The organism is Burkholderia sp. Bp8963 (assembly GCF_003854275.1).
GTDB lineage: Bacteria > Pseudomonadota > Gammaproteobacteria > Burkholderiales > Burkholderiaceae > Burkholderia.
The window spans coordinates 123754-136112 of sequence record NZ_QTQP01000002.1; the positions used below are offsets into that span (position 1 = coordinate 123754).

Annotated in this window: 13 protein-coding genes and 1 tRNA gene; 7 read left to right on the top strand and 7 right to left on the bottom strand. The window is 67.5% G+C overall.

Going from position 1 to position 12359, the window contains the following annotated elements:
• Positions 1–11: 11 nt before the first annotated feature.
• Together DID96_RS02450 and DID96_RS02460 are read right to left on the bottom strand one after the other, a co-directional pair.
• The gene (locus tag DID96_RS02450) at positions 12–1958 is read right to left on the bottom strand and encodes an ATP-binding cassette domain-containing protein (RefSeq protein WP_124597674.1); all 1947 of its coding nucleotides are present in this window, start codon (positions 1956–1958) and stop codon (positions 12–14) included.
• A 183-nt stretch (positions 1959–2141) separates the two neighbouring features.
• Complete coding sequence (locus tag DID96_RS02460) at positions 2142–2549, bottom strand: DUF4399 domain-containing protein (RefSeq protein ID WP_124597675.1); 408 nt, start codon at positions 2547–2549, stop codon at positions 2142–2144.
• A gap of 198 nt (positions 2550–2747) precedes the next feature.
• Here DID96_RS02460 and DID96_RS02465 point away from each other — a divergent pair, with 198 nt between their 5' ends.
• Positions 2748–2930 (top strand): rubredoxin, encoded by a 183-nt coding sequence (locus DID96_RS02465; RefSeq protein WP_124597676.1) that lies wholly within the window; start codon positions 2748–2750, stop codon positions 2928–2930.
• Positions 2931–3051: 121 nt separating this feature from the next.
• Positions 3052–3126: transfer RNA gene (locus DID96_RS02470), tRNA-Arg, on the top strand.
• 219 nt (positions 3127–3345) lie between these two features.
• On the opposite strand, the gene eco is transcribed toward DID96_RS02470, so the two are convergent.
• Complete coding sequence (eco, locus tag DID96_RS02475) at positions 3346–3849, bottom strand: serine protease inhibitor ecotin (RefSeq protein ID WP_124597677.1); 504 nt, start codon at positions 3847–3849, stop codon at positions 3346–3348.
• A gap of 156 nt (positions 3850–4005) precedes the next feature.
• On the opposite strand from eco, the gene DID96_RS02480 reads away from it, so the two are divergent.
• Complete coding sequence (locus DID96_RS02480; RefSeq protein WP_260463790.1) at positions 4006–4449, top strand: hypothetical protein; 444 nt, start codon at positions 4006–4008, stop codon at positions 4447–4449.
• A 225-nt stretch (positions 4450–4674) separates the two neighbouring features.
• On the opposite strand, the gene DID96_RS02485 is transcribed toward DID96_RS02480, so the two are convergent.
• A complete protein-coding gene (locus DID96_RS02485; protein ID WP_124597679.1) occupies positions 4675–5100 on the bottom strand; it encodes a hypothetical protein in 426 nt (141 codons plus the stop codon).
• A gap of 116 nt (positions 5101–5216) precedes the next feature.
• On the opposite strand from DID96_RS02485, the gene DID96_RS02490 reads away from it, so the two are divergent.
• Both DID96_RS02490 and DID96_RS02495 read left to right on the top strand, forming a co-directional pair.
• Positions 5217–5597 carry a DUF5594 family protein gene (locus DID96_RS02490; protein WP_124597680.1) on the top strand — a complete coding sequence of 127 codons (381 nt, stop codon included), beginning with the start codon at positions 5217–5219 and terminating at the stop codon, positions 5595–5597.
• Positions 5598–5787: 190 nt separating this feature from the next.
• A complete protein-coding gene (locus DID96_RS02495) occupies positions 5788–7155 on the top strand; it encodes an MFS transporter (protein ID WP_124597681.1) in 1368 nt (455 codons plus the stop codon).
• Positions 7156–7241: 86 nt separating this feature from the next.
• Here DID96_RS02495 and DID96_RS02500 read toward each other — a convergent pair whose 3' ends face one another.
• A complete protein-coding gene (locus tag DID96_RS02500) occupies positions 7242–7439 on the bottom strand; it encodes a hypothetical protein (RefSeq protein WP_124597682.1) in 198 nt (65 codons plus the stop codon).
• A 290-nt stretch (positions 7440–7729) separates the two neighbouring features.
• Between DID96_RS02500 and DID96_RS02505 the strand changes: the two genes are divergently transcribed.
• On the top strand, positions 7730–8281 hold the full coding sequence (locus DID96_RS02505; protein ID WP_124597683.1) for a hypothetical protein: 552 nt from the start codon (positions 7730–7732) through the stop codon (positions 8279–8281).
• Positions 8278–8784, top strand: coding sequence for a hypothetical protein (locus tag DID96_RS02510; RefSeq protein ID WP_124597684.1), 507 nt, complete (start codon positions 8278–8280; stop codon positions 8782–8784). Before DID96_RS02505 ends, DID96_RS02510 begins: the two co-directional genes overlap by 4 nt.
• 69 nt (positions 8785–8853) lie before the next feature.
• Here DID96_RS02510 and DID96_RS02515 read toward each other — a convergent pair whose 3' ends face one another.
• On the bottom strand, positions 8854–10194 hold the full coding sequence (locus DID96_RS02515) for an AAA-associated domain-containing protein (RefSeq protein WP_124597685.1): 1341 nt from the start codon (positions 10192–10194) through the stop codon (positions 8854–8856).
• A 22-nt stretch (positions 10195–10216) separates the two neighbouring features.
• The gene (locus tag DID96_RS02520; RefSeq protein WP_124597686.1) at positions 10217–11971 is read right to left on the bottom strand and encodes an ABC transporter permease subunit; all 1755 of its coding nucleotides are present in this window, start codon (positions 11969–11971) and stop codon (positions 10217–10219) included.
• Positions 11972–12359 lie beyond the last annotated feature (388 nt).

Here is a 12359-nt window from a genome sequence, read left to right on the forward strand (position 1 = left end):
CCCGCGATGCGTCACGGCTTGCGCTTTGCTTCGAGCGTCTCCCAACGTTCGAGCGCGGCGAGCAGCTCGTCGTCGATCGCCGCGAACCGCTCGGTCAGGCGCGTGCCTTCCTGCGGGTCCTTCGCGAAGATCGAGCCGTCCTCGAGCTGTGCGCCGATCGTCTTCTGCTCTTCCTCGAGCGTCGCGATCCGGTCGGGCAGCGCATCGAGCTCGCGCTGTTCGTTGAACGACAGCTTCACGGTACGCTGCGCGTTGCGGCCCGCCGCGCCCTTCGCCGGCTCTTCCTTGGCGGGCGCCGCTTCCTTCACGACACGCTTCGCAGCTTCCTGCTGCGCGAGCTGCTGCGCGCGCTCGCACTGGATCTGCCAGTCGCTGAAGCCGCCGACATATTCGCGCCACTTGCCGTCGCCTTCGGATGCGATCACCGACGTCACGACGTTGTCGAGAAACGCGCGGTCGTGGCTGACGAGCAGCACCGTGCCGTCGTAGTCGGCCATCAGTTCCTCGAGCAGCTCGAGCGTCGGGATGTCGAGGTCGTTGGTCGGCTCGTCGAGCACCAGCACGTTCGCAGGTCGTGCGAACAGGCGCGCAAGCAACAGCCGGTTGCGCTCGCCGCCCGACAGCGATTTCACCGGCGAGCGCGCGCGTTCCGGCGCGAACAGGAAGTCGCCGAGATAGCTCATCACGTGCTTGCGGTTGCCGGCGATCTCGACCCATTCGCTGCCTGGGCTGATCGTGTCGGCGAGGCTCTTTTCCGGATCGAGCTGCGCGCGCATCTGGTCGAAGTACGCCACTTGCAGGTTCGTGCCGGTGCGCACCGTGCCTTCGTCCGGCTTGAGTTCGCCGAGGATCAGCTTGAGCAGCGTGGTCTTGCCCGCGCCGTTCGGGCCGACGAAGCCGATCTTGTCGCCGCGCATCACCGTCGACGAGAAGCGGTCGACGACCGTGCGGCCGCCGTAGCGCTTCGTCACGTCGGTCAGCTCCGCGACGATCTTGCCGGACTTCTCGCCCTGCGCGACGTCGAGCTTCACGTTGCCCTGCGCGTTGCGGCGCTCCGCGCGTTCGCTGCGCATCTGCACGAGCCGCGCGATGCGGCCGACGCTGCGCGTGCGGCGCGCCTCGACGCCCTTGCGGATCCACACTTCTTCCTGCGCGAGCAGCTTGTCGAACTTCTCGTTTTCGACGCGCTCGACTTCGAGCTGCTGCGCCTTGCGCGTCTGGTACGCGGAGAAATTGCCCGGATACGACAGCAGGCGGCCGCGATCGAGTTCGACGATGCGCGTCGCGACGCGGTCGAGAAACGCGCGATCGTGCGTGATGAACAGCAGCCCCGCGCGCTGCGTGACGAGCAGCTCCTCGAGCCAGCGGATGCCGTCGAAGTCGAGGTGGTTGGTCGGCTCGTCGAGCAGCAGCACGTCGGGCTGCACCACGAGCGCGCGGGCGAGCGCGACGCGCTTCTGCATCCCGCCGGACAGCGCGTCGACGCGCGCGTCGACATCCGCGAGGCCGATCTGCGCGAGCGTCGTCGACACGCGCGTGCGCCAGTTCCACGCATCGTGCGCGTCGAGCGACGACTGCAGCGTGTTCATCCGCGCGAGCAGCGCGTCGTGTTCGGCGCCTTCGGGCGTCTCTGCGAGACGGTGCGCGATCGTGTCGTATTCGTCGTGCAGCGCGCGTGCGTGCGTGAGGCCCGACGCGACTGCGTCGAACACGGTCGCGCCCGGTTCGAATTCGGGTTCCTGCGGCACGTAGACGGTCACGAGCTCCTGCTGGCGCGTGACGAGGCCGTCATCGGGCCGCGCGAGATCGGCGACGATCTTCAGCAGCGACGACTTGCCCGCGCCGTTGCGGCCAATCAGGCCGACGCGCTCGCCGGCCTCGAGCGAGAAATCCGCGTGATCGAGCAACGCGACGTGACCGAACGCGAGCTGCGCGCCGGAAATGGAATAGAGCGACATGGGGAAGACGGCGAAGAGAAATCGGAAGCGCCCATTGTACCGGTGGCGGAGCCGCCGCCGGCATGGCTGAACGGATAACGCCGGACGGATGGCGCGGATGGCCGGGTTTGCCTGGATTGCCGCGCGCCGTCGCCGGCTCCGCACGCCCGGTGCGGCGCGCTCGCGCGCGGCGGCCACCCGCGCTTACTTCACGTTGACGATGATGGTCTTGCTCAGTTCGGGACCATACGACCGGTGCGCGCCGTCGCCGAGCTGCAGCGTGAGCGTGTGCCGGCCCGGCGGTAGCGTCACGTCGGTCTCGGTCTGGGCCTTGCCGAAGTGCAGCGAATGCTCGCTCGCGGGGATCACGACGCCCTTCGACACCGGTGTGCCGTCGATCAGCAAGTGATGATGGCCAATGTTCGGCGTCATGTCGCCGGCCGGCGCCAGATGAATGTCGCCTTCGAGACCGAACTTCACGTGCACCGGGTTCGACACCGTCACACCGTCCGGCGGCTCGACGAAAAACACGCGCGACTCGGCGCGTGCGATTGTCGACACCGCCAGCGCCGCCACGCACACCGCACCGGCGATCCACTTTCTGTTGAGCATCCTTTTCTCCTTCTGATTGAAAGGCCCACGAAGCATACACTGCATGCCCGGCACGCGCGCTCGGGCCAGGTTGTTCGCGATGCGTACGTTTAAAACGACGTTGCGGCCGAGTTCGGCGAAATTCCGGTACCATTGCGCCTTTCGTCCGCCGGCGACGCCGCGGACGGCACTCCCTGTTTTCATCATCCTGAGCGCGACATGAGCGAAGTGACCGAATACCAGAGCTGGGTCTGCCTGATTTGCGGGTGGGTCTACAACGAGGCGGAAGGGCTGCCCGACGAGGGCATCGCGCCCGGCACCCGCTTCGCCGACATTCCTGCCGACTGGCGTTGCCCGCTGTGCGACGTGAGCAAGGAAGACTTCGTCGTCGTCGATTTCTGACGGCCTGAGCGCGGTACGTTCGCGTCGGCGCGCATGCCCCCTGCCGATGCGAACGCGCGTTTGCTATACTCTGCGCGCTGTCCACACCGCTGTCCGGTTCGCGACACGCCGGATCCGCAGGCTCCCCGTAGTTCAATGGATAGAACAAGCGCCTCCTAAGCGCTAGATACAGGTTCGATTCCTGTCGGGGGGACCAGCGACATCTCTGCATTCGCCGTCGGCACCGGCGATCCCGACGATTTCCCTGCTCCACGTTCGCTGCACGTCACACATGCGCGGGTTCGTGCGTGCGAGCTCGTGTACGCGTCAACACCGCCACCCCACATCGGCGCTCACCGCGACCTGGCCACGACAGCCGGGCCGCGCCGCGACACACCGCGCCGGCATCGCGACACCGGCACGGCATGTCACCGCATTACTGAGCGACCGCGTGCTTCACGTCGCCCGACGCATGCCACACGCGATACCGCACTTCGAAGCCGTTCGGCACATACACGACGATCGGCAGCCGGCTGTTGTAGCGCAGCAGCTGATCGTCGCCGCGCACCTGCACGAACCGTTCGCGCGGCGGCGCCTGTCCCGGACAGGCCATCAGCGTCGACGCCGGCCCCTTCACGCCGGACAGCCGGTAATACGAATAGCCCCAGCCCTGCACGGTCCCGGTCGTCAGTTCGCCGCCGAACCACTGCTGGTTGCAGTCGGTCTGCAGCGTCTTGCCGATCATCAGCTCGACGCGCGCATCGGCTTCGTCGGCGAGCGCGGGCAGCGCAATCACGGCGCGCTGCTGGCCCGCCGCGGGCGACGGGAACATCTTGATCGATTCGGCCGACACGGCCGGCTCGGACGCCGGCCCCGCCGCGCATGCCGCGGCAGTCGTCACGCAAACGGCAGCCAGCGCGGCCCGGATCGCAAATTTCATCGAGGTGCTCCTGTAAGACAATTGGCTCCGGATGCTAACACTCTCACCGGACGACCTTACGCGGCTGTAATTTAGAGTCACAATTGCTGTCAGATGCGCGGCGCTCCGCCACATATGATCGGCTCAACGGAGAACGCCATGATCAAGCTCACCACCATCACCACCCTCACCGCCACCGCCGCAGTCGCCACGCTGCTGACGGGCTGCGTCGTCGGCCCTGACGCCGGATACGGATACGGCTACGGTCAGCCCTATTATTCGGACCCCGGCTACGCATATGGCCCCACCTATCCACCCGTGTACGGCTCGGTGAACATCTGGGGCGGCGGCGGCGACCGTGACTGGGATCGCCGCGACTACCGCCACGGCGACCGCGACTGGCGGCACGACCGCGGCTGGGGCGACCGCAACTGGGGTGACCGCGGCAACGGCAATGGAAATGGCTGGAATCGCGGCAACGGCGGCAACGGCAATGGAAACGGCTGGAATCACGGCAACGGCGGCAACCGCTCGGGCGACGGCAACCGTGCGAACGGCGGCAGCCGGGACTGGCGCAGCGGCCAGACCGACGATGACCGCGGACACGGCCGCTGGCACTGACGCAATTGCAACCGTTTGTATCCGGCGCGGGTGACGCGCGCCGGCGCGAATGACGTTGCGCACGCATCCTTTTCACAAGTCTGCCGCAACACACACTCAACAAAAATGGCCCTCGCATCGTGCGAGGGCCTTCTCGTTTCGATTCCGCATTCGCCGGCAACGGCAGCGGCGCCACGCGATCATGACTCCGCGGCACCGCGGCGGCGCATGCACGCGCCGCCGCGCTTACCACCCGGCCGGTTGCGCATAACCGTAGCCGGCCTGCGCCGGTGCGCCACACACATACGCGCGCTGATAGCGGTCATAGCAATAGCGAGGCTGGCCGCCGTCGCCATCGTCGTCCTGATACTGTGCCTGCTGATAGCTCGGCGGATAGGCAGGCGGCTGGTAGGCCGGCGCCTGATAGTACGTCGGCGGCTGATACGCCGGTGCCTGATACGCAGGCGCCTGGTACGCGACCGGCGGGTTCAGCGCGGACGTCACGATCGCGCCCAGCACCGCGCCGCCGATCAGCGCGCCGATCACGGCGCCGCCGTCGCGGTCATGCGCGGATGCCGGCCCGGCGATGGCAAGCGAACCGGCGAGTACACACACTGCTGCGATCTTCTTCATGATGCACTCCCACGCGAAGTGGTACGGGATGCGATGCATTGTGGACGCAGCCCGCCGTAATAGATGCAGCAAGTGGTAACGCACGATTACGCCGGGCCGGCCGGCCAAAACGCGCAAGCGCCGTGCTACATTTTCGGGACAAAGGAGACGCCCGCATGCAGCCCGAAACCGCCCGCCGTTTCGATACCGAATTCGCGCCACGCATCGCGCGCGCGATCGCCGCATTCTTCGCCGACCACGTCGAGACCGACGTCGTCCCGTACGGCGGCCATGGCCACCCGACGCAGGTGCGCGTGCGCAGCGCGCCGCACGAACACGTGAGCGGCTTCGCGCATCCGCTGAACCTCGAGCTGACCTGGGACACCGACGAAATCGAACAGCTGATGGAGCCGCACGGCATGCTGCGCTTCGAGCACTATCTCGCGGCGCTGCCGAGGAAGCTCGACGCGTGGCAGAGCGCGCGCGACGTCGATCTCGTGTCGCGCACGCAGGCCGACCCGCTCGTGCGGCTGGGCGGGCTCGACTTCGAGGGGTGACCGCGCGGCCGGCCTGCGCATCGGCCCGCGTCGACGACGCGTCGCGCGGCCCGGTGCTACACTCGGCCGCCTTGCGCCTGCCTCCGTGCGCGTGCGCAGCGCCATCACAATCCCGCGCTTCAACCCGCCGCCCATCACCGCAAGGAGGCTCCATGGCCGCGTTCCGGCTCCAGACTGACGCGTTCCCGTCATGAATGCCGATACCGGCCTGCCGCTTCCGCAACGCTACTGGGCGATCGTCTGTGTCGCACTGGGCATCACGCTCGCCGTGCTCGACGGCGCGATCGCCAACGTCGCGCTGCCGACCATCGCACGCGACCTGCACGCGTCCGATGCCGCGTCGATCTGGATCGTCAACGCCTACCAGCTCGCCGTCACGATCACGCTGCTGCCGCTCGCGTCGCTCGGTGAACGCGTCGGCTACCGCCGTATCTACATCGCCGGCCTCGCGCTGTTCACCGTCGCGTCGCTCGGCTGCGCGCTCGCCACCTCGCTGCCGACGCTCGCGGTGCTGCGCGTGATCCAGGGCTTCGGCGCGTCGGGGATCATGAGCGTCAACGCGGCGCTCGTACGGATGATCTATCCGTCGTCGATGCTCGGCCGCGGCCTGTCGATCAATGCGATGGTGGTCGCGCTGTCGTCGGCGGTCGGGCCGACGGTCGCGTCCGCCGTGCTGTCGGTCGCACCGTGGCCGTGGCTCTTCGCGATCAACGTGCCGATCGGCATTGCGGCGGTGCTCGGCAGCCTGCGCGCGCTGCCCGCCAACCCGCTGCACAACGCGCCGTACGACTTTCCGAGCGCACTGATGAACGCGTGCGTGTTCGGGCTGCTGATCATCGCGGTCGACGGGCTCGGCCACGGCGAGCGCAGTGCCGTCGTCGCCGCGGAATTCGCAGTGGCACTCGCCGTCGGCTACTTCTTCGTGAAGCGGCAACTGTCGCAGCCGGCGCCGCTGCTGCCGGTCGACCTGATGCGCATCCCGATGTTCGCGCTGTCGATCTGCACATCGGTCGCGTCGTTCACGTCGCAGATGCTCGCATTCGTCGCGCTGCCGTTCTGGCTGCAGAACTCGCTCGGCTTCTCGCAGGTGCAGACGGGCCTCTACATGACGCCGTGGCCGCTCGTGATCGTCGTCGCCGCCCCACTCGCCGGCGTGCTGTCCGACCGCTACTCGGCCGGCGTGCTCGGCGGCATCGGGCTTGCACTGTTCGCGGCCGGGCTGCTGTCGCTCGCGACGATCGGCGCGCATCCGGGCACGGCCGACATCGTCTGGCGCATGGCATTGTGCGGCGCGGGCTTCGGGCTGTTCCAGTCGCCGAACAACCGCGCGATGCTGTCGTCGGCGCCGCGCGAACGCAGCGGCGGCGCGGGCGGCATGCTCAGCACCGCGCGATTGACCGGGCAGACGCTCGGCGCCGCGCTCGTCGCGCTGATCTTCGGCGTCGCGCCCGAGCACGGGCCGACGGTCGCGCTCTACGTGGCTGCCGCGTTCGCGGCGGCCGCGGCTGTCGTCAGCACGCTGCGCATCGCGGCCCCGCAGCCGAACGCATCGGCCTGAGCCCGCCGCGCAACGAAATGCGGCAACGCGATTCGCCAACGCGATGCGGCAACCGAATACGACAACGGAATGCCGCGAAGACGACGTCACGCGTCCTGTTCCAGGCCGACGTCGCGTTGATACTCGAGTCCTTCCGGGCGGGCTCCGCCCTGGTTGTGGTCGCCATCGGACGGCGGCGTGGCGGGCGCGCCGGCTGGCGGTGCGGATGGCGCATCCGTGCGCGGCCGCGGACGGCCGGCGCCCGTGTCGGGCGGCTGCTGCGCAGGCCGTTTCGAACGACGCATGGCTGGGTGTCTCATGTGGGGAGCGGCACGTGGCCGTCGTTGAAACATTCCATATCAAAAAAGTCTAGGTGCGTTCGTGGTGCGCCAAAAGTAACAATTACCTTCAATTTGTAACGTTTCGACCCCTCGCCAATCATCTGCCAGACAATAGCGCCGCGCGCGTGCGCGAGGCCCGCCGGCCGGCGATTTGTCAAAGCTTTGCAGTTTTCCTATGACAATTGCGAAACAATGGCACGGCACGTGAGCGCGCGCCTGCGTCGCCGCTCACCCAGACAGGACTCAACTCAGGGATGAACATTCGTTTCGAATCGCCGCGCCGGGCCATGCCGACGCGCATCGTGCTGGCGGCAGCCGCCACGGCCGCGCTGCTGTCCGGCTGCAACTCTCTGTACAGCGAAGGCGCGACGGCCGGCGCCGGCATCGCCGGCGCCGCGATTGCCTCCAAGGTCACCAACAATGCGGCGGTCGCGACGGGCATCGGCCTCGGCGCGGTCGCAGGCGCCCGCGCGGGTGTCCAGTACTCGCAGCGCGTCGCGCACCGCTATACGCAGCAGCAGATCGCGACGGCGGCCGGGCCGCTCGACGTCGGCGGCGTCGCGCCGTGGTCGACGAACCACTCGTTTCCGATCGAGGACGACGAGCGCGGCCGCGTGACGGTCAGCCGGATGATCAGCATCGGGCCGCTCGACTGCAAGGAGATCGTGTTCTCCGTCGATACGCCGGCGAAACCCGATGCGGCCGCGCAATCGGCGTTCTACGTCGCCACGATCTGCCGCGACGGCCCGGTGTGGAAATGGGCGTCGGCCGAGCCGGCGACCGAGCGCTGGGGCGCGCTGCAATGAGCGTCGCGCACCGTCTCGCGTGGCTCGGCGCCGCACTCAGCACACTCGGCGCGGCCAGCGTCGCGCTCTCCGGCTGCGGCTCGGTCGGCGCGGCGAGCGGCGCACTCGCGGGCGCGGCGACGGGCCTCGTGACCGCGAACCCGGCGGTCGGCGTCGGGGTCGGCATCGCCGTGCAGGCGGCGACCGACGAGGCCGTGAACCGCACGATGAAGCAGCTTCATCAGAACCAGCAGGACGCGATCGCACAGGCGGTCGGCGGCCTTGCGGTCGGCGAAGCGAAGCCGTGGAAGGTGAAGAACACGATTCCGCACGAGAACGGCGAAGGCGAGGTGCGCGTCACGCGCGCCTATTCGACGCCACTCGCACTGTGCAAGGAATTCGCGTTTTCGGTGAAGGATGGCGCAAAGGCCAGCTGGTATTTCGCGAGCGCGTGCCAGCAAGGGCCGCACTGGAAGTGGGCGTCGGCCGATCCGGCGGTCGACCGCTGGGGCAACCTGCAGTAACGCGTCGCGGCGCCCCCCGGGGTACGCCGCACGCAAGTCGCTGCCGGGCCAGGCGGCCCGGCCCGTCGCTCAGGACTCGACGTCCTCGAGACTGAAGATCTCGGTCTGGTCGTTGTACGAGAAAATCTCGCCGTAGCGGCCCCAGTCGATCACCGCGTCGAGCGTCTCCTCGGCCGCGGCGTCGGACAGGAAGTCCTCGAGCTCCTGCTCGAAGCGCACGCGCGGCGCGCGATGGCCCGGCCGCTCGTTCAGCACCTTCTTGATCCGCGCGGCGAGCGGCACATGCTTCAGCAGGTGATCCGCGAACATCAGCTTGCGTTCCTGCGTGCCGAACTCCGCGAACACGCGCCCCGGCGGCGTCAGGAACACGTCGCCTTCGCGCACGTCAGCGAAGCCGAGGTACTGCAGCACTTCGGCGATCGGGAACAGGTCGTCGACCTCCAGGTGCAGCGTGCGCGCGATTTCCGGCATGTCCGCACGGCCGTGGTACGGCGCCATCGCGAGCGTTTCGATCAGACCGGCCATCAGGTTGGTCGACACTTGCGGCAGCCAGCTGCCGAGCTCGAGCCCCTTCTTCGTCGCCTCGCCGATCTGGCGCGCGGTCATCTTCGCGTAGATGTCGTCGACGAGCTTGCGGAACGCCGGGTCGAGACGATTGCGCGGATGCTTGAACGGCACCTTGATCTCCGCGATCACGCGGCCCGGGTTCGACGACAGCACGAGGATCCGGTCGCACATGAACACCGCTTCCTCGATGTTGTGCGTGACGATCAGCACCGATTTGATCGGCATGCGGCCCTGCGTCCACAGATCGAGCAGGTCGGTACGCAGCGTCTCGGCCGTCAGCACGTCGAGCGCCGAGAACGGCTCGTCCATCAGCAGGATCGTCGGATCGACGACGAGCGCGCGCGCAAAGCCCACACGCTGGCGCATGCCGCCCGACAGCTCGCGCGGATACGCGTTCTCGAAACCGTCAAGACCGATCAGGTCGATCGCCGCAAGGGCGCGCTCGCGCCGCTCGCGCGCATCGACGCCGAGCGCCTCGAGGCCCGCTTCCACGTTCTGCAGCACGGTGAGCCACGGGAACAGCGCGAAGGTCTGGAACACCATCGCGACGCCTTCGGCCGGGCCGCGCAGCGGCTTGCCGAGGTAGCTCACCTCGCCGCCGGTCGGCTCGATCAGGCCGGCGATGATGCGCAACAGCGTCGACTTGCCCGAGCCCGAGCGGCCGAGCAGCCCGACGATCTCGCCTTCGCGCAGCGACAGGTTCGCGCCGTCGAGCACGAGCAGCTCGCCCTGGTTCTTGTTGAAGCCGCGGCTGACGTCGTCAACGCGCAGGATCTCGTCACCGAGCTTCGGGGGCGCCGGCTGCGTCTGAACGGGGGCGTTTACAGCATTCGGATTTTGCATCGCGTTTCGCTCTCAATCAGTTTCAGTCAAGTCGCAGCTTCGACTCGGCATAGGCATACAGTGGACGCCACAGCACGCGGTTGAACAGGGTCACGAACAGGGACATCACGGTGATGCCCAAAATGATCTTCGGGAAATCGCCGGCGGCCGTCGTCTGCGCGATATACGCGCCGAGGCCGTGCGCCTCGATCTTGGTGCTGCCCCACTGCACCGCTTCCGACACGATGCTCGCGTTCCACGCGCCGCCCGACGCGGTGATCGCGCCCGTCACGTAATACGGGAAGATGCCCGGCAGGATCGCCTGGCGCCACCACTGCCAGCCGCGGATGCGGAAGTTCGTCGCCGCCTCGCGGTAGTCGTTCGGATAGGAGGTCGCGCCGGCAATCACGTTGAACAGGATATACCACTGCGTGCCGAGCACGATCAGCGGCGACAGCCAGATATCGGCGTTCAGGTGGAAGTGTGCGATCACGATCACGAACGCCGGAAACAGCAGGTTCGCCGGGAACGCGGCCAGGAACTGCGCGAGCGGCTGCATCTTTTCGGCGAGCGCCGGGCGCAGCCCGATCCACACGCCGATCGGCACCCAGATCACCGACGCGATCGCGATCAGCAGTATCACGCGCAGCAGCGTGATGAGCCCCAGCGTGAAGACGTGGCCGACGTCGGCCATCGTCACGCCGGTCGCCACGAAGCTGACGACGCGCCAGACCACGAACGCCGTGCCGAGCAGCACGAGGATCGCCCACACGATGTCGACGGCGAGCGACGCCTTCTTCTCGGCGCGCGGCAGCGTGAAGCGCACGGCGCCGGACAGCGGCAGCCGGAACGGAATGCGCGCGGCCTTCGCGAAGAACCAGCCGGCCGGCACGAGCAGCTTGTGAATCAGCCGCGTGCGGCGCACGAGGTCGAGCAGCCACGACTCGGGCGCGTTGCCGGAACTCGTGGTTTCCATCCGGAACTTGTCGGCCCACGCGACGAGCGGGCGGAACAGCAGCTGGTCATACGCGAGGATCACGACCGTCATCGCCAGGATCACCCAGCCGATCGCGCCGAGGTTCTTGTCGCCGATCGCCTGCGCGAGATACGCGCCGATGCCCGGCAGCGTGATCGTGTGGTTGCCGACCGTGATCGCCTCCGATGCGACGACGAAGAACCAGCCGCCCGACATCGACATCATCATGTTCCAGATCAGGCCCGGCATCGAGAACGGCACTTCGAGCTTCCAGAAGCGCTGCCACCCGGTCAGATGAAAGCCGCGCGACACTTCGTCGAGATCGCGCGGCACCGTGCGCAGCGACTGGTAGAAGCTGAACGTCATGTTCCACGCCTGGCTCGTGAAGATCGCGAAGATCGCGGCGAGTTCGGCGCCTAGCACGCGGCTCGGGAACAGCGCGAGGAAGAACGTGACCGTAAACGAGATGTAGCCGAGCACCGGCACCGACTGCAGGATGTCAAGGATCGGCACGAGCACCATGCCGGCCCGGCGGCTCTTCGCGGCGAGCGTGCCGTACACGAGCGTGAACGCGAGCGACGCGACCATCGCGGCGAGCATCCGCAGCGTCGTGCGCAGTGCGTATTCGGGCAGGTTCGACGGGTCGAGCGAAATCTTCTGCGTATTGAGGGTCGCGATCGGCGCCATCGTTTCGTGGAAACCGACGACCGCCATCGCGATCAGGCAGATGATCAGCGGAAAGGCAATGAAATCCCACCGGTTCGGCAGGACGCGCCATGCGGACGCATTGGCGATCCGGTTCGGATCGAATCCGATATCCATCAGGCGCTCTCCCCGGTAAGGCCAATCGAATCGAAGTAATTGACCGGCAGACGATGTTGAATCATGGCAAAGCGCACGGGCGCGGTAATTCGTGTTGACACGCGATGTAAGGCGGACGCAATGCGCGACGCGTGCTGACAGCGCCACCGCGCGCGGATCCCGGCCGAGTCGTCCCGCGAACGGCACGACACTACTACAACCTCTATTTCAGGCACAACCTTCCGGGGCGAAACGGTGGATCCCGGCCACAACCGCGGACGAATCGGGCCCGGAACGGGCGGGCGGCGGACAGATCGGCGCAGCGGGCGGGTTCACGATCGAGCCGGCCCGCAGTCTCCCGGCCGACGCGCTGGCCCGAATTATGCCGTGATCCGGCCCGATCGTGAAC

Bases quoted from the DNA above. Each gene is read 5' to 3' on its own strand.
- DID96_RS02450 (WP_124597674.1), bottom strand. From the start codon at position 1,958: ATGTCGCTCTATTCCATTTCCGGCGCGCAGCTCGCGTTCGGTCACGTC.
- DID96_RS02460 (WP_124597675.1), bottom strand. From the start codon at position 2,549: ATGCTCAACAGAAAGTGGATCGCCGGTGCGGTGTGCGTGGCGGCGCTG.
- DID96_RS02465 (WP_124597676.1), top strand. From the start codon at position 2,748: ATGAGCGAAGTGACCGAATACCAGAGCTGGGTCTGCCTGATTTGCGGG.
- eco (WP_124597677.1), bottom strand. From the start codon at position 3,849: ATGAAATTTGCGATCCGGGCCGCGCTGGCTGCCGTTTGCGTGACGACT.
- DID96_RS02485 (WP_124597679.1), bottom strand. From the start codon at position 5,100: ATGCATCGCATCCCGTACCACTTCGCGTGGGAGTGCATCATGAAGAAG.
- DID96_RS02490 (WP_124597680.1), top strand. From the start codon at position 5,217: ATGCAGCCCGAAACCGCCCGCCGTTTCGATACCGAATTCGCGCCACGC.
- DID96_RS02495 (WP_124597681.1), top strand. From the start codon at position 5,788: ATGAATGCCGATACCGGCCTGCCGCTTCCGCAACGCTACTGGGCGATC.
- DID96_RS02500 (WP_124597682.1), bottom strand. From the start codon at position 7,439: ATGCGTCGTTCGAAACGGCCTGCGCAGCAGCCGCCCGACACGGGCGCC.
- DID96_RS02505 (WP_124597683.1), top strand. From the start codon at position 7,730: ATGAACATTCGTTTCGAATCGCCGCGCCGGGCCATGCCGACGCGCATC.
- DID96_RS02510 (WP_124597684.1), top strand. From the start codon at position 8,278: ATGAGCGTCGCGCACCGTCTCGCGTGGCTCGGCGCCGCACTCAGCACA.
- DID96_RS02515 (WP_124597685.1), bottom strand. From the start codon at position 10,194: ATGCAAAATCCGAATGCTGTAAACGCCCCCGTTCAGACGCAGCCGGCG.
- DID96_RS02520 (WP_124597686.1), bottom strand. From the start codon at position 11,971: ATGGATATCGGATTCGATCCGAACCGGATCGCCAATGCGTCCGCATGG.